Below are 19,814 nucleotides of genomic sequence, written 5' to 3'. Positions count from 1 at the left end.
CATCAGGGCCCCGTCTGAAAGGTAGCCGTGCGAAACCGGAGCGTATCCGCCTCAGGCACCCAGCCCAGATCGCGCTTCGCGTCGCTGCAATCGAAGCTTGCGGTCAGGCCGCGCGACAGCAGGTCACGGCGCGACGGCGGCAGGGAGCGCCGCCTGCCCACCTGCTTCAGCAACCACTTGGCACCTTCCTCGGCCAGCAGCAGGTCCGGGAACTTCGGATGGAAGCGGACAGGGCGGCCGGTCGCCTCGGCGAGCCAGCCGAGATACTCGCGCGCGCTCGGTCGCACATCGCCCACCAGATTGTAGCATCGGCCCTCCGCACCCTCTGCCAGCAGGGCGCCGAGGATCGCGGCCGCCACATCCTCCACCAGCACGAACGGCAGCGGATTGCGGCCACGGTTCCAGCCGATGACATGCTGCTCGGCATTGAAGAAGCCGAGGCCGCTATGGAACGGCGAGGTCCCCTGCCCCACCACGAGGCCCGGCCGCAGGATGACGAGGGGCAGCTTCTCCTGCGCGTGCAGGCGCAGCAGCATCAGGTCGCATTCGGCCTTGGCGCGGGCATAGTCGGCCCGCCGCCCGGCCTGTGGGTCAGGCGGCGTGGCGCCGGTCACGCATGCCGCGCCAGGACCGAGATAGAGCGAGGCGATCGACCCGACATGCACCAACCGGCGCGTGCCGGCGGCAAGACAGGCCTGCGCGACGATCTCCGCCCCACCCACCATCGCCTGCCGGATTGCCGCGAAATCCGCCCCTCCGCCGCCATGGGCCAGGTTCACGACCGCGCCGGCACCCGCCACGGCCTCCTTCACCGCAGTAGGATCGGCGATGTCACCGCGCAGCAGGCGGATGCGCGGCCCCGAGAAAAGCGGCGGCAGCCCCGTCGTGCCGCGCGCCATGACGGCAACGCTGAGGCCTTCCCGCACCAGCGCCGCAACCGTGGCCTTGCCGATGAAGCCGGTGCCGCCCAGCAGCGTGACATCGGCCATGCCCGCCAGCGTCGCCGGGGCCTGCGGCGCGGCGGGCCGGTTCTCCTCGGCCGGCAGCCGGGCGGCGATGTCCTCGCACAGGCCGACCAGCGCGGCGCCGAACGTCGCATTCGATTCAAAGCGCTGCGGCGCGGCGTGGAAGGCAGCAATGCTGCCCCGCATGCTGCGGAAGAACGGATCGCTCCGCTTCGTGATCCCGACCAGGGAGGCGCCGTAGCGCGCGGCGTTGGCCAGACCGGCCCCAACCATTGTCGCCGCCGCTGACGCCGGCGCAGCCATCCCGTCGATCGGATCGGCGAAGCGTGTCCGCTCCAGCCGATGGACGCGGTGCCCGAGTATATCCGCGACGATCATGCCATCGTCGCAAAGCACGCTGACCTGCCAGAGCGGGAAGCTCTCGCCGACCGCGAAACGCAGCGTCGCGGACAGATCCCGGCCACGCAGGGTGGCCGTCCACCCGCCGTGAAAGCGCCGCCCCTCCCAGAGCGTGCGCGGTGCGTCGGGGATCGCCTCCACGGCCTCGATGCCGCCGAGCAACGCCGCGATCTGCGACAGCGGATGCACGGCCTGCTCGAGAAGGATGTTCACCGGCGCGGCGAACATCCAATGCCCAACCTGCCCGGCCGAGAGCTGACGCAGCGGCACGCTGTACACGCAGTCGACGAAGCGCGGACGCCCGCATTTGCCGCTCGCCAGGGCCCGGCGAAGGGCGAGGAACGCCGGATGGAACAGGAAGTTCTGGTTGATGCCGAGTGCTGCGCCCGCCGCCTCGGCGGCTGCCATGAGCTGATCGCATTCCGCGCGCGACGTAGCCATCGGCTTTTCCATCAGCACATCGCGGCCCGCTTCGAGCAAAGGCAGCGCGATCGCCGCATGCGTGTCCGGCGGCGTCAGAACATGCGCAGCGTCAAAGCCGCCATCCGACAGCGCCTCCTCCGCCGAGGCCACCGGGCGCGCTCCCGGCAGCAAGCGCGATAGCGCCTCCGCCGCCGCGGGACGCGGATCGGCGATCGCGACCACCGAGACGCCCGGCAAGCCGCGCAACACCTCCGCGTGGGTCCGCGCGATGCTGCCGGCACCGATCAGGCAGATACGTCTCATGCTGAGCTCCGCTCCGTCATGGCGATGCCGATGACCGCTGCGGCGGCACTGGCGTCATGATGCTTCTCACAATCCGGTCCGCGCCGCCGTGGCGTCGGCCCGTTCACACAGGGCGAACAGCCGCGCGGCAGCGCCGGCACGCCGAGCAGGACGATGAACGATGGCGCCGCTGCGATCATGTCCACCGCCGCACCGGGCACAGCAGGCCACGAATCTCGTGCATCAGCGGATGCCCTCGGATGCAGAGCCGGCCCAGCGCTTCCTCGGCGATGAGCATAGCAACCGCGGCCCTGCCGAACGACAATTCCTTGCGGCGGAGGGCGCATCGCGCCTGTCGTCGCCGGCGCACATGGCGGCCCGCCATCGCCCAGAAGCTCGCCCGCGAGGCGCTGGGGCGGAGCCTGGGAAGACACTCGGCAGGCAGCGCACGCTCATGGCCCCGCCTCGGCAACCGTCCCGCCGGCCGCCGCGCCGCCGTGCCGCCGGACGCACTCGGCCTCGGCGAAGCCGATCACGCGGCGGGCATTGCCGGCCCAGGTGAGGTCGCGGCGCAGGATCTCGGCGCGCGCCGCGGCGCCGAGGCGGCGGCGCAGCGCGGCATCAGCGACGAGGCGATGCAGCGCGGCGCGCAGCGCATCGGCATCACCCGGCGGGACGAGCAGCGCGGTGCGGCCGTCCTCCAGCACCTCCCGCAGGTTCGGCTGGTCCGGGGCAATGATCGCGCGCCCCGCGGCCATGTACTCGAAGACCTTGAGCGGCGAAGCGTACTCCACCGCGGCGGGCTGCAAGGCGATGTCGAAGCCCGCGACGAGGCGCGGCACCTCCTCCCGCTCAACAAGGCCGGTGAAGCGCAGCCGGTGCGCGATACCGAGCTGGGCCGCGAGCCGTTCAAGCCCCGCCCGCGCCGGCCCCTCCCCGACCACCACGAGGTCCAGCCGCGGCCCGGCAGCCGGTTCGGCCATCAGGTGCAGGATGCGGTCCAGCCCATGCCAGTCGCGGACGAAGCCGACGAAGCCGAGGGTGACGACGGTAGGGCCGGCGGGGGCATCGCCGCTGTCCGGAAAGGCATCGAGGTGGATGCCGTTCGGCACCACCGTGATGCGCGCACGGGGCACGCCGGCATCGGCGATGCGCGCGGCGAGCACCTCCGTCACCGGCAGGACGCGGTCGGCGGCGCGCCAGACGTATCGCTCGGTCGCGCGGGCCAACCGGCCGAGCCGCAGGCGGCCATGGCGGGCGCGCTCCTCGGCGAGCGGCGCGTTCACTTCGAGCAGCAGCGGCAGGCCGCCGCGCTGCGCCAGCCAGGCGCCGGAGAGGAAGAATAGGTTCGCCCGCTCGTAGATCACGTCGGGGCGGAAGGCGGAGGCCGCGCGGCGCAGGCGCAGATAGGCCGGCAGGCTGTAGGCGAGTTCGAGCAGCTCGACCGCGAAGCCGGGCAACCAACGGCGGAGCAGCGGCACGAGCCGGCTCTCGCCGCCGAGCGCGGCCGAGTCATAGAGGCCGGGACCGACGACCAGCACCTCGTGCCCGGCCTCCCGCAGCGCGGCGACCATCGCCTCGAGGTGCACGCCCTGCCCGTCATGGGACTGGATGCGATGGCTGTAGAGGATCCTCATGCCGGTCCCTCCCCGGTTTCGCCGCGCGCCACGATGCCGCGAAGGCGGTGCCAGCCGCGCCCGGCGGCATGCCGCGCGAGCGCGAGCATTCCGGCCGGATGGCGCGGATCGGCGATCAGCATGCCGATGCGCTGGCGGCGCGACTTCGCCCAGAACCGCTTGTAGCCGTCGTCGCCCCGGCCGAGATCGATGCCGGCGACGCCTTCCGCGATCAATGCGGCGACCATCGCCGCCGTCAGGCCGGTACCGGGCGACAGGGTTCGGGCGGCCTCGTCGTGCACCAGCTTCAGCAGCGCCGCCTGTCCGCCGGAGACGACCCAGTACTGCGCGGCGAGCGGCCGGCCGTCAGCCCGCGACCGCAGCACGCCGAGCCGCAGCAGCCCGGCCGCCGCGGCACCGCGCATCAAGGCCGGATCGAAGGCGGGCGACGGCTCCGCGGCTTTCCAGCTTCGCGCGCGGACGTCGATGTAGGCGGCAATGCCCTTCTCCAACGCGGCGCCGGGTTCGGTCAGAAGGTCGATGCGGGTCTCGTCCTCCCAGCGCCGGCGACGGCGCATCAGCGTGCTGCGCATCGGCTGCTCGCGCGCAGCGACGTAGTCCGCCCAGCGCAGGCCCGGCGGCAGCGCCTCGTGCCAATTGCCGAAATGCGCGAAGGGACGCGACCAGAGCCCGGCGCGCCACAGCCCCGCCTGGAGCGGCAGGAGCAGCGTGTCATCGCTATCCATCGCCCGGAACAGGGTGGGAGGGCGCCCGCGCAGCAACTCGCCGAGCTCGGCCGCCGCCCGTTCCAGCGCAACGGCGCCGGCCCAGGCGGCGGTCAACGGGCGCCAGCGCAGCGTGTAGGGCGTCGTGAGGCTCTCGATCCGGCCGTCCTGCATCAGCAGCGGCACGACCATGGTTCCCGGCGGCCCGACCTCGGCGAGCATCGCCTGCGTGCCGGGCGGCAAGGCGACGCGGCAGGTCGTATCGTACCAAAGCCGGCTGGCGGCGAGGTCCGTCTCCGGCGGCGCCAGAAGGGCGTCAAGCGACGCCGGCAGCCCCTCCGGCCCGATCCGCCGCAGGCGAGGAGCGCGGGCATGGCCTGTGCCGTCATCCGGCTGGCGGAGCAGCAGGTCGCGCATCAGCCGCCATCCCTCACCGCATAGACGGCCCGGCCGAGCCACTCGCGCAGCGCGTACCAGGTCAAAGCAAGGTGATCCGGTCGCGGCACCCAGTCCCGGGCGCTGCCTTCGGGTGTCCGCAGACGGTGGACCGGTGCCGGGATGACGGCGAAGCCGTCGCGGCGGAAGGCCTCCATCGCGCGCGGCATGTGCCAGGCGTGGGTAACGAGGTAAGCGGCGCGGACGCCCTCGCCGCGCAGCTTGGCCGTGGCGAGAGCGGCATTGTCCCGCGTGTCGCGCGCGGCATCTTCCGTCCAGCGCGCGGGGGTGCCGAAATCCTCCGAGAGGCTGCGCGCCATCAGTTCGGCGATCGGCGGCTCGCGCGGCCGCAGCGGCCCGCCCGTGACGAGGATCGGCAGGCCGAGACGCCGATGCAGCGCCGCACCTGTCCGCAACCGTTCGAGCGTCAGCGGCCCGATATCGGCGTCCGCCGCGCCGGATGCCATCTCCGCCCCGAGGATGATGATGGCGCCCGGCGCCGGCGCGCCACCCGGCGCGGCAAGCGTGCTGCGGTCGAGGCTCGCGGCGAGCAGGCCCGCGACGACCGGGGTCGACAGCAGCAGCAGCACGACGCCGCCGGCCGCCGAGGCCAAGGCGGCACGCCGCCAGCCGCGCCAGGCCAGCAGCGCGAGGACGACGATGGCGATCACAAGCCCCAGCGGCGGCAGCAGCAGGCTGGCGGCGGCACCCTGCAAGAAGGTTACGATCATCCGCCCTGCCTTGCCGTGCGGCCAAGCATGCGGGCGACCTGTCTCACCTCCGTCATCATGGGATGTCCGCTGAGCGCGAGGCCGGCGAGCCAGCCCGCCGCCGCGCCCAGAATGGCCAGGACGAATGCCGGCGTCGAAAGGTCGAGACGGAAGCCGCCGAGCGCGATCATTAGCGCCGGCATGGCGGCGGCGCAGACCGCAACGATGGCGCTGGGGCGGATCGCCCGCAATATGTCCGACCAGGCGATCGGCAGCCGTCGGCGGATGAAGACGATGGCGACGACGACCTGCAGCGGCGCGTTGACGATCTGCGCTGCCGCCACCGCCTCCAGGCTGACATGGGACAGCGCGAGGATCACGAGGATGGAGGGTGGGACCGAGATCGCGCTCATCCACAGCGTGTCGCGGATGCGGCCGAGGGCCACCATGGTGGGAAAGGTCATGAAGGCGGGGAACAGGCTGAGGGACCCGAGCGCCATGATGCGCACCAGCGGCGGTACCTCCCCCCATTGCGGGCCGAGCATCAGGCGCACGATGGGGTCGGCCAGCAGGATCAGGCAGAGCAGGCCGGGCCAGAGCAGCGCGGACATGTGCGTGAGCGCGAGCAGGTAGGGCCCGCGCAGGTCGCGCCCTGCCCGCGCCTGCTCGGCCATCGCCGGCAGCATCACGGGCTGCAGCGCGCTCACGAACATCCGGTCGGGCAGTGCGCAGACCATCGTCGCGCGGCCATACAGCCCGACCGGCACCACACCGAGCAGGCGGCCGATGATGAGTTTCGGCAGGGTGTCGTGGAAGACGTTGATGATCGCCGTCGCGGTGGAGTAGCCACCGAAGGCCAGCACGCTGCGCCAGGCGGTGAGGCTGGGCCGGAAAGCGCCCGGCACCGGCCGGCAGAGAATTGCGGCCGTCGTACGGAACAGGCTCTCGGCCAGTGTCGCCCAGGCGAGGCTCATCGCGCCGTGGCCGAGGAGCGCCAGGGCGACGACCACGCCGAGTTGTACCACCGAGGCCGAGAGGTTGATCGCGGCGAGCGCATCGAACTGGAGGTCACGGCGCAGCAGGCTGAGCCCCGGTATGCCGACGACCGAGACCACCATGCCGGCCGCCAGCACCAGCACGATGTCGGCGACGCGCGCCTCCCCGTAGAAGCCGGCGATCGGCACGGCGGCGGCGGACAGGCCCAGGGCGCAGGAGACCGAGATGCCGAAAGCGATGGTGACGGCGGAACGCAGATGCGCCGGCGTCAGCTCGGGCTCCTGCACCAGGAAGGTGCCGATCCCGAAATCCCGGACGGCGTTGACCAACATCACGATGGAGGCACCGACGGAGAAAACGCCGAACTCCGCAGGGGTCAGGAGGCGCGACAGGACGACGATGCCGACGAGGCCGAGCAGGTAGCTGCCGTAGGTCTGGCCGAAGGAGAACGCCAGGGAGCGGCGAAGGCTGCTCATGGATCCATGCCGGGCGCGCAGGCAGGCCGGAACAGGGCGCCGCGAAGGCACGCATGCATGCTCACGCGAGCGGTTGTTTCGTCGAAACCTCTTGTACTCATCGGTCCCACAACCTCAGAAATCACAACCGGTGCGTGCGTTACTGCCAAAACGCATACCGAACGCGGTACGCTCTCGGCATGCTCACCATCGCGGGAATAAGGACGTTTCATATACTTATTCCCTTTCATGACATTATTAGCACCTTTTGGCGCGACAGACAGTCATTTCCCTAAAGTAATATTGATCGGATTGCCGCGATCCGATAAGCATCACCGTGCCGGTGCCCCCCAACGCCGAACGGCCGAAGCCTCTAAGGGACAGGGCATGAGGCATCCCCCGTCACAGGGCTTGGAGTTCCCATGGCCGAACCGTCGATCTCCGTGGTCATTCCCGCCTATCGGGCGACCGCCACCATCGACGCGGCGATCGACAGCGCGCGGGCGCAAACGGTATCGCCGGCCGAGATCATCGTCGTCGACGATGGCTGCCCCGACGGCGTTGGCGACCATGTGGCCCGCCGCCACGGGGATGTGCGCGTGATCTGGCAGGCGAATGCAGGATGCGGCATGGCGCGCAACACCGGCGCGGCGGCCGCGCGCGGGCACTGGCTCGCCTTCCTCGATGCCGATGACGCTTGGCTGCCTGGCAAGCTCGAACGGCAGGTGCGGGAGATCGGGCCCAAGGACGTTGCCGTCGTCGCCTGCCGTGATGTCGGGCAGACCACGCCCCCCTTCGTCGCGCGGCCTGACTTCGATGCGTTCTGGGAGGGCAACCAGATCGTCGTCTCCTCCACCCTGGTGCGCCGCGCGGCCTTCGAGCAGGCCGGCGCCTTCTGGAGCCGGCGCGCATGTGAGGACTATCACCTGTGGCTCCGGCTGACGGGCACTGGCTGGACCGTCGTGAATTGCCCGGAGGAACTCGTCGTCTACGCGCCGTCCGCGATGAGCCTGTCGCGCCAGATCGAAAGCTTCGCGGCCGCCGAGCTGGCCTGCCTGGCCGATGTCGCCGAACGCTTCCACCTGCCGCCGGCACGGCTGCAGCGCCGCGTTGCCGAATGCTGCCTGCGCCATAGCCGCGGTGCGGTTCATCATCGGCAGATGCGGGCGGCGCGGCACCTCGCGCTCTCCTCTTTCCGCGCCGGGGTGTCGCTGCCGCAGGTGACGGCGCTGCTCGCCGCCTTCACGCCGGTGGCCGTGCTCGAAGCCAGGCGGCGCATGATGGGCGGAGGCGCGACATGACGGCCGTCGACATCATCGTCCCATGCTACAATTACGGCCGGTTCCTCGGGCGCTGCGTCGGCAGCCTGCTGGTGCAGGAAGGCTGCGATATCCGCGTGCTGGTCATCGACGACTGCTCGACGGATGATTCGCTCGCTACCGCACAGGCGATCGCCGCGACCGATCCGCGGGTCCATCTGGTGGCGCATCCACAGAACCGCGGGCACATTGCGACCTATAACGAAGGTATCGACTGGATCGAGGCGCCCTTCATGCTGCTGCTCTCGGCCGACGATGTGCTGGCGCCGGGTGCGCTCGCGCGCGCGACCAGGCTGATGGAAGACGACCCGTCTCTCGCCTTCGTCTACGGCAAGGCCGTGAAGTTCACCGATGAGGCGGTGATCGCCGCGGAACCGACGGCCGATCCGGCAGCGGCAGTGTGCCACCGAAGCGGCCGCGACTTCATCGCGTCGATCTGCGGCAAGCCGGAAAACCCGGTCGAAACCGCGACCGTCATCGTGCGCAGCGCCATCCAGAAGCGCGTCGGCGGCTACCGGCCGGAACTGCCGCATTCCGGCGATCTCGAGATGTGGCTGCGGCTCGCCGTGCATGGGGACGTCGCGGAGGTGGAGGCGGTGCAGGCCTTCACCCGCATCCACGCGCACAACATGCGCCACGGCTATTCCACGGAGCGCATGCTCGGCGACTATCGCCAACGCATCGAGGCCTTCCGCCTATTCTTCGAGCGCGGCGCGGACGGGCTGGCCGATGTCGCGGCGCTGGAGGCGCTGGCGCGGCGTGGCCTTTCGTCCGAACTGCTCTGGGCCGCGATCCGCACCTTCGAGGAGGGCGCGCCGCGCGAGGCGGAGGCGATGCGGAACCTCGCCGTCGCGGCATTCCCGCCCGTGACCTCCTCCTCGCTCTGGTGGCGGCTGCGCGTGCGGGAGTTGCTCGGGCGGCGCGTCTGGGGCGCGGTCGACGGCATGCGGCGCCTGCGTCCATCCGGGGGCGCACCATGAGGGTGCTGCACGTCCTGCCCTACCAGGGTGTCGGCGGGACCGAGATCGCCGTGCGGCGCATCATCGACGCGGTGCGGCCGTTTGGCATCGAGGGCCGCGCGCTGCTGCTGGCGCCGACCACGGAGCTGACACGCTACCTGGACGAGGCCGGCATCCCCTATGATATCCCGGACCACCGGCCCGAGCCGAGCCTGCGCGGAGGCCTCCGCTTCCTGGTGGAATCCCGCCGCTTCGCGCGACGCTGGCTGCAGACGGATGTGATCCACTGCGCCGATGCGCAGGCGGCCTACTACGTCGCGACGGCGGGGCGGCTCGCCGGCGTGCCGGTGATCTGCCACGTCCGCAACCGCCTCGCGACCATGCCCTGGCGGGACAGCGTCTTCATCAACCGCGCGTCACACTTCGTCTTCGTCTCCGACAGCACCTGGCGGCAGTTCGGCCTGCACGTGCCGCGGCGTCGCGGCAGCGTGCTCTATGACGCTTCGGCAGTGGCGGAGGATGCGGTCCTCGCCGGGCGGGACACGGTGGCGCGCGCAGTCCGCGCCGAGCTGGGGCTGCCGGCCAATGCGCGCATCGCCAGCATGTTCGCGCGGGTGAACCCGCAGAAGGACTATCCGACGCTGGTGGCAGCCGCTGCGCGACTGCGGGCATCGCACCCGGCGCTGCGCTTCGTCGTTGTCGGCGACCACAGCAACGTCGCCATGAACCGCGAGCATCATCGCGAGGTCGCGGCGTCGATCGCCGCCGCCGGGCTGGCTGACCGTTTCATCTTCACGGGTTTCCGGAGCGACGCGCAGCGGCTGATGCTGGCCTCCGACCTCTGCGTGCTGAGCACGCATTTCGAAGGCCTGCCCCTGGTGGTGCTGGAAGCGATGGGCCTCGCGCGGCCCTGCGTGGCAACGGCGGTGGATGGTGTCCTTGAAGCGCTCGATCACGACCGCACGGGCCTGGTCCATCGGCACGGGGATGCGGCGGAACTCGCGACCTGCATCGCGCGCCTGCTGGACGACTCGGAGCTGGCAGCGCGGCTCGGCCAGGCCGCGCGGGAGGAAGTCCGGCGACGCTTCGGCGCCGACCGCTTCGCCGCCGACCTCCGCGCGCTGTATCGTGGGCTGTTGCGCAGCGACGCGGCGCCCGCCGAGCCTGGCGTCGGGATCGGCCCGACGACGGTGCGGCAGGAATGAGCGCCGGGCGGGGCACGATGCGCGATGTCGCCGGTGGCGGCGCGCTCGCCCCGACCCGGCGAAGGCCGCTGCCGACGGGGCGTCAGCCCTGGCGGCACAGCGACTTCGCCCATGCGCGCGCGGCGCGCGTCAGGGGTGATGATGCGCTGTGCACGGTCGTGATCGACGCCGAGGAAGCGTTCGACTGGCAGGACGCCGTGCACGGCACGCCGTATTCGACGGCCGGCATTCCACGCCTCGTGCAGCTCACCGGCCTGTTCGCGGCGCATGGTATCGTGCCGACCTATCTCGTGACCTATCCGGTGCTGGTGGATGCCGCGGCGGCGGCGTGGCTGCGGCAGGAACACGAAAGCGGACGATGCGCCCTGGGCGCGCAGCTCCATCCCTGGGTGACGCCGCCATTTGGAGAAGGCCGCGGCCACCGCCTGTCCTTCGCGGGCAACCTGCCGCGGGGGGCCGAGGAACGGAAGCTGCGCACGCTGTGCGACGCCTTCGCCGTGGCTTTCGGCTTCCGGCCGACGATCTACCGGGCCGGCCGCTACGGGCTCAGCCCCTCGACGCCGCGGCTGCTGGAGGCGCTTGGCTTCCGCATCGACACCAGCATTGCGCCGCGCACCAGCTTCGCGGCGGAGGGTGGGCCGGACTTCTCCGCCGTGGACTACGGCGCGTTCCATTTCGGCGAAGGCGAGGCGATTCTTGCACTGCCGCTGTGCCGGAGTGTCGTTGGCTGGGGCGGGTTGACGGGGGCAACGCTGCACGGTCTGCCGCCGATCCCGCACGCTGGCCGGCGAACCCTGCGCGGCCTGCTGGCGGCGACGCGCTGCGCCGAGCGGATCACGCTTTCACCGGAAGGCAACGACCTCGCCGAGATGGGGCGGTTGGCGCGCGGCCTGATCGCGCGCGGCGAGCGCGTGCTCGGCCTCAGCTTCCACAGTTCATCGATGCTGCCGGGCGCGAACCCCTATGTCCGCACTGAGGATGATCTGCGCGGCTTCCTCGAACGCCTGGCGGGCGCGCTCGACATGCTGGCGGGGCTCGGCGTGCGTTTTGTCGAGATGGGCTCGATTCCGTCGCGCCTGATGCCGCTGCCTGATCCATGACGCTGCGCATCCTCGCCGGGGAGGTCCACTGCTTCAGGGCCCTTGGCGAGACGTGGCGAGCCCTGGAGGCCGGGGCGCCGGCCTGCTCCTTCTTCCAGTCCTGGAGTTGGATCGGCTGCCTGGCCGCCGAACGGTTCGCGAATCCGGTGGTCCTGCAGGCGTTCAGCGGAGACCGGCTGGTCGGGCTTGCCTTGTGCAACCGGCGCGATGGGGCGCTGCATTTGACAGCGAGCGGCGACGCGCGGCTGGACGCGGTGTTCGTCGAGCACAATGGGCCGTTGCTCGCCGCCGACGCACCGGCAGGCACGGATGCGGCGATGCTGACGACAGCGCTGCGGCTGGCCGGCACGAGACGGCTGGTGCTCGACGGCATTGCACCGAGCCTGGCGGCGGCGCTGCCGGTCGTGACCTTCCGCCGGCAGGACCGGCCGGCGCCGCGCGTCGAATTGGCGGCGCTGCGGGCGGCGGGCGTGACGTATCGGCAGTCGCTCAGCGGCAACACGCGCCACCAGCTTCTTCGCTCGCTGCGCGGCTATGCGGCGCAGGGCACGGTCACGCTGGCGCGCGCCGGGTCATCGGAGGAGGCGCTCGACTGGTTCGAGGCGATGGTCGCGCTGCACGGCGCGGATTGGGGACGCCGCGGGCTCCCGGGCGCCTTCGCCAACCCCTTCATGTGGCGCTTCCATCGCGCGCTGATCGATGCAGCCTTCCCGCGCGGCGAGGTGGACCTGCTGCGCGTGACCGCAGGCCCGGACTGCGTCGGCTTTCTCTACAACTTCCGATGGCGCGGCTGGATCCACGCCTATCAGAGCGGGTTCGAGCGGCAGGGGATCGGGCCGCACGCCAAGCCAGGCCTGACCAGCCACCTGCTGGCCATCGAGGCTGCGGAGGCTGAGGGCGCGGCGGTATACGACTTCCTTGCCGGTGCGGCGCGCTGGAAGTCGAGCCTTGGCACGGCGGCACCGACGCTGAGCTGGGTGGAATGCGCCGCGGCGACGCCGTCGCGGCGCTTGGTGGCGGGGGCAAGGCTGGTTGCGGTGCGTTGGAAGCACCGGCTGCGCGGCTAGGGCGGCGTCTGAACAGAACTGACGATGTGGCTGCTTCTGCCGCGGGCATCGTGGGGCGCTGCCCGTTCCGCACGCCCATCGACGCAACGCCGACGGGCGCCCCTGTTGCTTCGAGCACCTGGGCCGCAGTCGGTTGGTGTCGGGCTTGGCGGGGTTTGTTGCCCCTCCAGGCGCGTTTCGGGCGCAAGGGCGGGACCCGCCACCCCATTCTGCCTGCAGCGCACCACGCCAAATGGAGTTTTGCAAAGGCCCTTCGGCCTTTGCTGGGGTGGCTTGGAGGGGTGAAACCCCTCCAACATCGACCGCGGATCTATCGGGCCACCAGAAAACAGAATGCCAAGGCCATCGCCCCCCGGCGCTAGGCAGCGTCCAGCACACTGTCGAGTGGTGCCCGCCAGCATGCGCTGCGATGCGCGGCCGCGACCTCGGCCAACGGCGGAACCTCGGCGCTGCAACGCGGCACCGTGAAGGGGCAGCGCGGGGCGAAGCGGCAGCCCGGCGGCGGGTGGCGCAGGTCGGGCACGGTGCCCTCGATGCTGGCCAGACGCTCACCCGGCATCCCCTCCCCCGGTGCGGCACCGAGCAGGCCGGCGGTGTAGGGGTGCTCGGGCCGGGCGAAGAGCGTCGAGGCCGGGGCCTGCTCCGCGATGCGACCGGCATACATGACCGCGACCTCGTCCGCATGGTCGGCGACGACGCCGAGGTCGTGGGTGACCAGGATGACGGCGGTGCCGGTCTCGCGCTTCAGCTCATCCAGCAGCGCGAGGATCTGCGCCTGCACCGTGACATCGAGTGCGGTGGTGGGTTCATCCGCGATCAGCAGGCGTGGGCGGCAGGCCAGCGCCATGGCGATCATCACGCGCTGGCGCATGCCGCCCGAGAGCTGGTGCGGGTACTGCCGGGCGCGCCGCGCGGCATCCGGGATGCGCACGCGGTCGAGCATCCGGATCGCCTCGGCAAACGCCGTGGCGTGGTCGAGGCGCTGGTGCAGGCGAAGCGCCTCGGCGACCTGCTCCCCGGCCGTGAAGGCCGGGTTGAGGCTGGTCATCGGCTCCTGGAAGATCATCGCCATCTCGCCGCCGCGCAGCAGGCGGCGCTCGTCGGGCGTGAGGCTCCGGAGGTCACGGCCCGCCAGCCGGATCGTGCCGCCCAGCCGCGCCGTGGCCGGCAGCAGGCCCATGATGGCCAGCGCGGTGACGGATTTGCCGCAGCCGGACTCGCCGACGATGGCGAGCGTGCGGCCGGCATGGACGCTGAAAGAGACGCCGTCGAGCACGCGCAGGTCGCGCCCATCCTGACGGAAATCGAGCGTGAGGCCTGCGACGTCGAGGACAGGGGTCACGGCGACGCCACGGCCGGGACGAATGCCGCGGTGGCGGCGGGCTGCGCGGGACCGATACGGGCCATGGCGCGAGTAAAGCGGCTTTCGGCGGCGGCGCAAGGGCCGCCGTCCCGCGCGGACCGCCGTGCCCGGCCGGGATGCCCGTGCACCGCGGCGCCGGCCGGCCTATGATGCCTCAGCACCGGAGACTTCCCATGGCTGATCGTGTCCCCCCCTGCCCGCGCCGCGCCTGGCTCGCCGGCCTGGCCGTGCTGTTCGCGATGGGCGCCGCCGCGCAGGGCGTACCGCCGGATGAGCGCGAGCCGAACCCCGCCGCCGTCCGTGCCGCCGAGCAGGCCGCCGGCGATGCGGCGAGCGCCGCCGAGGCGAGGCGCGACGCGCAGGTGACGAACCAGCTCTACCGAGAGCTGACCGGCCAGAACCCGCATGCAGCGCCGACCGCGCCGGCGCCCACACCGATGCAAACCCCGGCGCAGGATGCCCGGGCGGAGGACCAGCTCTACCGCGAGCTGACCGGGCAGAACCCGAACGCAGCGCCGCGGTAGACGACCGGCTGCCGGCAGGATGGATCGTCGCATGTCGGGACAGGGCGACAAGCCGCGACCGACCCTCGGGCAGTGGCTGCTGCTTGGCGCGGTCGTCGTGGGTTCGGCCGTGGCGGGGGTGATCCTGCCATGGGATGACCCGCGCCTCGGCGCCGCTGTCGGGCTGCTGGCAGGCGGCGTCGGCGCCCTGGCATGCGCCGCCGGGGCGGTCGCATTGTGGCGGGCAGGCCCGGCGCAGCGCGGCCGGGTGGCGCATTGCGCGCTGGTCGCCTGCCTTGCCGTGCTGGCGCTGTTCAGCGCGCTGCTCGCGATGGCGGCGTTACCGCTGGGCTGACGGGCGTCAGAACGCCAGCAGGTTCTCACGGAACATCGCGTGCTCGTAGGACCGCCGCGAAAGGCCGCGGCGCTGCAGTTCCGGAACCAGCCCATCGGCGATCTCGGCGATGACGCGACGGGAAGTCTCGTTGGTGGTGAGCAGGAAGCCGTCGCCACCGATCTCCTCCATCGCCTCGCCCATCCGGTCCGCGACCTGGGCCGGCGTACCGATCAGCGGGATGGAGCCGGCGTCGGAGTAGATCTCGGCGGCCTCCCGCAGCGTCTTGTTGCCGGCCTTCTTGAGGAACTCGTCCAGCGACTGCTGGTGGCCGTTGGTGGTCAGCGTCCCGAGCGGCTGGTCGAGCGGCAGCGCGCCGAAATCGAGGTTGGTGATCTTCGACAGATGCGCGAGGCGCTTGGCGATCTGGTCCTCGCTCGTCGCTAGACGGCGCTTGTGCTTCGCGCGGGCTTCCTCCTCCGTATCGCCGAGCACGGGGGAGACGAGGAAGAGCACCTTGCAGTCGTCCGGATTGCGGCCATGCGCGGCCATGCGCGCGCGGATGTCGTCCCGGTACGTCTTCATGCCCGCCGTGCCCTTCACCATGGCGACGATGGTGTCGGCATGCTGGGAGGCGAAGGCGCGGCCGCGCGGCGAGCCGCCCGCCTGGGCGATGACCGGCTGGCCCTGCACGCAGGGACCGGAATTGAGCGGACCGCGGACCTTGAAGTACTGGCCCTGGTGGTCGACCGCATGAACCTTGGTGTGGTCGACCAGCATGCCGCGTTCACGGTCCGCGACGATGGCACCGGGCTCCCAGGAGTTCCACAGGGCGCGCACGACCTGCATGTACTCGTCAGCGATGTCGTAGCGCGTGTCATGCGGCGGCATGCCGTCCAGGCCGAAGTTCCGCGCGGCATAGTCCGACGAACCGGTCACCGCGTTCCAGCCGATGCGGCCGGAGGAGACCTGGTCGAGGCTCGCGATCTGGCGCGCGAGGAGATAGGGCGGGTAGGCGAAGGTGCCGAGCGTGGTGACGATGCCGATCCGCTTCGTCTCCCGCGCGAGAAGTGCCGCGACGATGGACGGGTCCTGGCGCGGCACGGACAGGCCGTGATGGAGGTAGATCTCTCGCGAGCCGCCATAGGATTCCCCGACATAGGAGGAGTCCTCGATCAGCACGTAGTCGAAGCAGGCGCGTTCGAGGTTCCTCGTCATCTCGATGAAGAAGTCCGGCACCATCCATTCGGTGCCGATGTTGCCGGTCCAGGGTTCGCCCCAGCCCTGGACGGAGGAGCCCTGGAGGAACCAGCCGAGATGGAATTTGCGCGCCATGTCTGCCCTGCGAGTGAAGCGGGCAGGCAGCGTCGCGCGAGCGAACAGGCCGGGCAAGCCGGCTTAGCGGTTGAAAGTCCATCGCCGCGACAGGCGGTGCCGGCAAATTCGGCGCCCGCGTGCGGTTTCAGAGCAGGAAGGGACGCTCGTGGCAGCAGATTGTGCGCCAGGGGGCCAGATGCGCGAAGATTGGCGAGGAGCGGCCGGATCAGGAAGGGGCTCTGCCCCTTCCCGAACCCTACGCCGGCAAAGGCCGAAGGGCCTTTGCAAACCCTGACTTGGCCCTGCGCACGCAGGGCCGGAACATGGCCGTCAGACAGATCTGCGCACGGAACGGGTTTGAGACCGGGAGAATTGGGCTTCGCGCCCGCTGCCAGATGATGGCGGTCCAGGCCATACAATGGCCGGGCGGGGTGAGGTTCGGAGAGGGGCAGAGCCCCTCTCCGATCCAGCCTTCGCGCAACGAGCCGGCGCGCCGCTACAGCTTCACCTTCAGCAGATGCGCGATCTCCCCGACCAGCCCGCGCCGGAAAGCGAGCACCACGGCCACGAAGATCCCGCCCTGGATGACCGTGACCCAGGCGCCCATCTCGGCCAGGTAGTTCTGCATGGTGACGATCACCGCGGCGCCCACCATCGGCCCGAAGACCGTGCCGAGCCCGCCGACCAGCGTCATCAGCACCACCTCGCCGGACATCGCCCAGTGGACGTCGGTCAGCGTCGCGATGCCGAAGACCAGCGACTTCACGCCACCCGCAACCCCCGCGATCGTCGCGGAGAGGATGAAGGCGACGAGCTTGTAGTCGTCCGTGCGGTAGCCGAGCGAGGTCGCGCGCGGCTCGTTCTCGCGGATCGCCTTCAGCACCTGGCCGTAGGGCGAATGGATGACGCGATGGATCATCACGAAGCCGGCGAGGAAGACGGCGGCCACGAACCAGTACATCGACATGTCGGGCCCGAGGTCGATCAGACCGAACAACCGGCCCCGGGGGATCGCCTGGATGCCGTCCTCGCCGCCGGTGAACGGTGCCTGAACGCAGAAGAAATAGACCATCTGCGCGAGCGCGAGCGTGATCATCGCGAAGTAGATGCCCTGCCGGCGGATCGCGATCCAGCCGAAGATCCAGCCCTGGATGCCGGCGACGGCGGCACCGGCGATGACCGCGACCTCCGGCGTGAAGCCGTAGGCCTTGGCCGTGTAGCCCGCGATGTAGCCGCCCATGCCGAAATACGCGGCATGGCCGAAGGACAGCAGCCCGACATAGCCGATCAGCAGGTTGAATGCCGAGGCGAACAGCGCGAAGCACAGCAGCTTCATCAGGAAGACGGGGTAGAGGAAGTACGGCCCGACGATCAGCGCGGCAACCAGGATGACCAGCGCGACGAGTTGTGCGCGGCTGTAGCCCAGGAAGCCCCGCGCCTCACCCATGGTGGCGGGCATCGGTCCGGCGGTGGTTTCGGATGCCATGACTCAGGCCCTCCCGAACAGGCCGGCGGGACGTGTCAGCAGCACGATCGCCATGATGACGAAGATGACGGTGGCGGACGCCTCCGGCCAATAGACCTTGGTGAGGCCCTCGATCACGCCGAGGCCGAAGCCGGTCAGCACCGAGCCGAGGATCGACCCCATGCCGCCAATCACGACGACGGCGAAGACGACGATGATCAGATTGGTGCCCATCTGGGGGTTCACCGAGTAGATCGGCGCGGCGAGCACGCCGGCGAGTGCCGCGAGCGCGACCCCCGCCCCGTAGGTCAGCGTGATCATCCGCGGCACGTTCACGCCGAAGGCCTGCACCAGCGCCGCATTCTCGGTCGCGGCGCGGAGATAGGCGCCGAGGCGCGTCTTCTCGATCACCAGCCAGGTCGCCAGGCAGACGACCAGGGAGAAAACCACCACCCAGCCGCGATAGACCGGCATGAACATGAAGCCGAGATCCCACGCGCCCGAGAGCTCGGCCGGGATGCGGTAGGGCAGGCCCGAGGAGCCGTACTGGTTACGGAAGAAGCCCTCGATCATCAGCCCGATGCCGAAGGTCAGCAGCAGGCCGTAGAGGTGATCCAGCTTGTAAAGGCGACTGATCATCAACCGTTCGATGACCACCCCGGTGGCGCCGACGATCAGCGGCGCCAGGATCAGCGCCCACCAGTATCCGAGCCCCAGCCAGGTCAGCAGCATCCAGGCAACGAAGGCGCCCATCATGAACTGGGCGCCATGGGTGAAGTTGATGATGTTGAGCAGCCCGAAGATCACCGCGAGGCCGAGCGACAGCATCGCATAGAAGGCGCCGTTGATCAGTCCGAGTAGGATCTGCCCGAACAGCAGCGGCGTCGGGACGCCGGTTATGGTCTCGAGGAATTCGAGCATCGACGATCAGATCCTTGTCACGAACGCACGAGAGAGCAGCCGCCCTCCGCCAGGGGCCGGAACGCCTCCTCGGCCGGGGTGGTGGCGGCGATCTTGTAGTAGTCCCACGGACCGCGGGATTCGGCCGGGGTCTTCACCTCGAACAGGTAGACCGGATGGATCTTGCGACCGTCCTCGCGGATGCGGCCCGGACCGAAGGCGTCGTCGTCGGTCGGCATCGCCTTCATGCGCGCGACGGTGGCGCGGCCATCCGCCTTGGCGGCAGCGACACCGAGATCGGCAACGGCCTTGAGGTAATGCAGCGTCGCGCCGTAGCAGCCCGCCGGCACCTGGGAAGGCGGTCGATCCTGGTTCCGCGCCCGCACCCGCTGCGTCAACGCGCGGGTGCGGTCGTTGAGGTCCCAATAGAACGCCTCGGTCAGCAACAGCCCCTGCCCGGCTTCCAGGCCGAGGCCGTGGATGTCCGTGCTGCTCATCAGCAGGGCGGCTAGCTTCATCGACCGGTGCAGGCCGAATTCGCGCGCCGCCTTGATGGTGTTGAGCGTATCGCCCGAAGCATTCGCCATGCCGAGCACCTTGGCCCGCGAGGCCTGCGCCTGCACGACGAAAGCGGAGAAATCCGTCGTGGCGGGGAACGGATAGCGCGCCGCCCCGACCACTCGGCCGCCCGCGGCCTCGATGAAACGGGTCGTGTCACGCTGCAGCGCGTGGCCGAAGGCGTAGTCGGCGGTGATGAAGTACCAGCTGTCGCCGCCGGTCTGCACGATGGCGTTACCCGTGCCCTTGGCGAGCATGTAGGTGTCGTAGGTCCAGTGGACCGTGTTCGGGCTGCATTGCGGGCCCGTGAGGTCCGAGGTCGCTGCGCCCGAATTGAGGAAGACCTTGTTCTTCTCCCGCGCGATCTGGTTGATCGCGAGCGCGACCGAGGAGGTCGGCACGTCGACGATCGCATCCATGCCCTGGTCGTACCACTGGCGGGCGATGTTGGCGCCGACATCGGGCTTGTTCTGGTGGTCGGCGCCGACGACCTCGATCGTGAAGCCGCGATTGGCGAATTCCTCGGCGGCGACCTGCGTCATCAGCAGGCTGGCGGGACCGGTGCTGTCGCGATAAGGCCCCGACATGTCGGTCAGGACACCGAGCCGGATGGTGCCGCCCTGCGCACGCGCGCGCGAGAACGGCGCGACTGCGGCGGCGGAGCCCGCGGCGAGAAGGCTGCGGCGATGCATGTCCATGACCCTTTCTCCCTTCTTCC

Annotated in this window: 17 protein-coding genes; 7 read left to right on the top strand and 10 right to left on the bottom strand. The window is 70.4% G+C overall.

Annotated elements, in window-relative coordinates:
- Window positions 1-2: 2 nt before the first annotated feature.
- The 5 genes from GXW78_RS15345 to GXW78_RS15325 all read right to left on the bottom strand — a co-directional run bounded on the left by GXW78_RS15345 (window position 3) and on the right by GXW78_RS15325 (window position 7,027).
- Window positions 3-2,090 (bottom strand): NAD-dependent epimerase/dehydratase family protein, encoded by a 2,088-nt coding sequence (locus tag GXW78_RS15345; RefSeq protein ID WP_211869706.1) that lies wholly within the window; start codon window positions 2,088-2,090, stop codon window positions 3-5.
- Window positions 2,091-2,521: 431 nt separating this feature from the next.
- Complete coding sequence (locus tag GXW78_RS15340; RefSeq protein WP_211869705.1) at window positions 2,522-3,706, bottom strand: glycosyltransferase family 4 protein; 1,185 nt, start codon at window positions 3,704-3,706, stop codon at window positions 2,522-2,524.
- Window positions 3,703-4,827, bottom strand: a complete 1,125-nt coding sequence (locus GXW78_RS15335) for a GNAT family N-acetyltransferase (protein WP_211869704.1) — start codon at window positions 4,825-4,827, stop codon at window positions 3,703-3,705. The genes GXW78_RS15340 and GXW78_RS15335 overlap by 4 nt, the downstream gene beginning before the upstream one ends.
- A complete protein-coding gene (locus tag GXW78_RS15330; protein WP_211869703.1) occupies window positions 4,827-5,576 on the bottom strand; it encodes a YdcF family protein in 750 nt (249 codons plus the stop codon). Before GXW78_RS15330 ends, GXW78_RS15335 begins: the two co-directional genes overlap by 1 nt.
- Window positions 5,573-7,027 (bottom strand): lipopolysaccharide biosynthesis protein, encoded by a 1,455-nt coding sequence (locus tag GXW78_RS15325; protein ID WP_211869702.1) that lies wholly within the window; start codon window positions 7,025-7,027, stop codon window positions 5,573-5,575. The genes GXW78_RS15330 and GXW78_RS15325 overlap by 4 nt, the downstream gene beginning before the upstream one ends.
- Before the next feature lie 401 nt (window positions 7,028-7,428).
- Between GXW78_RS15325 and GXW78_RS15320 the strand changes: the two genes are divergently transcribed.
- Genes GXW78_RS15320 through GXW78_RS15300 form a run of 5 tightly spaced genes read left to right on the top strand, consistent with a single transcriptional unit; the run spans window position 7,429 to window position 12,656 of the window.
- The gene (locus GXW78_RS15320; protein WP_211869701.1) at window positions 7,429-8,307 is read left to right on the top strand and encodes a glycosyltransferase family 2 protein; all 879 of its coding nucleotides are present in this window, start codon (window positions 7,429-7,431) and stop codon (window positions 8,305-8,307) included.
- The gene (locus tag GXW78_RS15315) at window positions 8,304-9,305 is read left to right on the top strand and encodes a glycosyltransferase (RefSeq protein WP_211869700.1); all 1,002 of its coding nucleotides are present in this window, start codon (window positions 8,304-8,306) and stop codon (window positions 9,303-9,305) included. The genes GXW78_RS15320 and GXW78_RS15315 overlap by 4 nt, the downstream gene beginning before the upstream one ends.
- Window positions 9,302-10,489, top strand: coding sequence for a glycosyltransferase family 4 protein (locus GXW78_RS15310; RefSeq protein WP_211869699.1), 1,188 nt, complete (start codon window positions 9,302-9,304; stop codon window positions 10,487-10,489). Before GXW78_RS15315 ends, GXW78_RS15310 begins: the two co-directional genes overlap by 4 nt.
- Complete coding sequence (locus GXW78_RS15305) at window positions 10,486-11,589, top strand: polysaccharide deacetylase family protein (protein WP_211869698.1); 1,104 nt, start codon at window positions 10,486-10,488, stop codon at window positions 11,587-11,589. Before GXW78_RS15310 ends, GXW78_RS15305 begins: the two co-directional genes overlap by 4 nt.
- Window positions 11,586-12,656 (top strand): GNAT family N-acetyltransferase, encoded by a 1,071-nt coding sequence (locus GXW78_RS15300; protein WP_211869697.1) that lies wholly within the window; start codon window positions 11,586-11,588, stop codon window positions 12,654-12,656. Before GXW78_RS15305 ends, GXW78_RS15300 begins: the two co-directional genes overlap by 4 nt.
- 358 nt (window positions 12,657-13,014) lie before the next feature.
- Here the strand turns inward: GXW78_RS15300 and GXW78_RS15295 are convergent, their stop codons facing one another.
- Window positions 13,015-13,998: an ABC transporter ATP-binding protein gene (locus tag GXW78_RS15295; RefSeq protein WP_211869696.1), complete on the bottom strand. Its 984-nt coding sequence runs from the start codon at window positions 13,996-13,998 to the stop codon at window positions 13,015-13,017.
- A 194-nt stretch (window positions 13,999-14,192) separates the two neighbouring features.
- Here GXW78_RS15295 and GXW78_RS15290 point away from each other — a divergent pair, with 194 nt between their 5' ends.
- On the top strand, window positions 14,193-14,543 hold the full coding sequence (locus GXW78_RS15290; protein WP_211869695.1) for a hypothetical protein: 351 nt from the start codon (window positions 14,193-14,195) through the stop codon (window positions 14,541-14,543).
- Between the two features lie 31 nt (window positions 14,544-14,574).
- Window positions 14,575-14,877, top strand: coding sequence for a hypothetical protein (locus GXW78_RS15285; RefSeq protein ID WP_211869694.1), 303 nt, complete (start codon window positions 14,575-14,577; stop codon window positions 14,875-14,877).
- Window positions 14,878-14,883: 6 nt separating this feature from the next.
- Here GXW78_RS15285 and GXW78_RS15280 read toward each other — a convergent pair whose 3' ends face one another.
- The 4 genes from GXW78_RS15280 to GXW78_RS15265 all read right to left on the bottom strand — a co-directional run bounded on the left by GXW78_RS15280 (window position 14,884) and on the right by GXW78_RS15265 (window position 19,794).
- Entirely contained in the window at window positions 14,884-16,191 is a 1,308-nt protein-coding gene (locus tag GXW78_RS15280; RefSeq protein ID WP_211869693.1) for an NtaA/DmoA family FMN-dependent monooxygenase, read from the bottom strand.
- A gap of 478 nt (window positions 16,192-16,669) precedes the next feature.
- Entirely contained in the window at window positions 16,670-17,659 is a 990-nt protein-coding gene (locus GXW78_RS15275; protein WP_211869692.1) for a branched-chain amino acid ABC transporter permease, read from the bottom strand.
- Window positions 17,660-17,662: 3 nt separating this feature from the next.
- Window positions 17,663-18,559 carry a branched-chain amino acid ABC transporter permease gene (locus tag GXW78_RS15270; protein ID WP_211869691.1) on the bottom strand — a complete coding sequence of 299 codons (897 nt, stop codon included), beginning with the start codon at window positions 18,557-18,559 and terminating at the stop codon, window positions 17,663-17,665.
- A gap of 17 nt (window positions 18,560-18,576) precedes the next feature.
- Window positions 18,577-19,794 (bottom strand): ABC transporter substrate-binding protein, encoded by a 1,218-nt coding sequence (locus tag GXW78_RS15265; protein WP_211869690.1) that lies wholly within the window; start codon window positions 19,792-19,794, stop codon window positions 18,577-18,579.
- Window positions 19,795-19,814 lie beyond the last annotated feature (20 nt).

Origin of the sequence: Neoroseomonas terrae (assembly GCF_018129025.1) — a bacterium.
Taxonomy (GTDB): Bacteria; Pseudomonadota; Alphaproteobacteria; order Acetobacterales; family Acetobacteraceae; genus Neoroseomonas; species Neoroseomonas terrae.
Note: the sequence above shows the minus strand (reverse complement) of the source record. Positions and strands in the feature narration are given on the sequence as shown.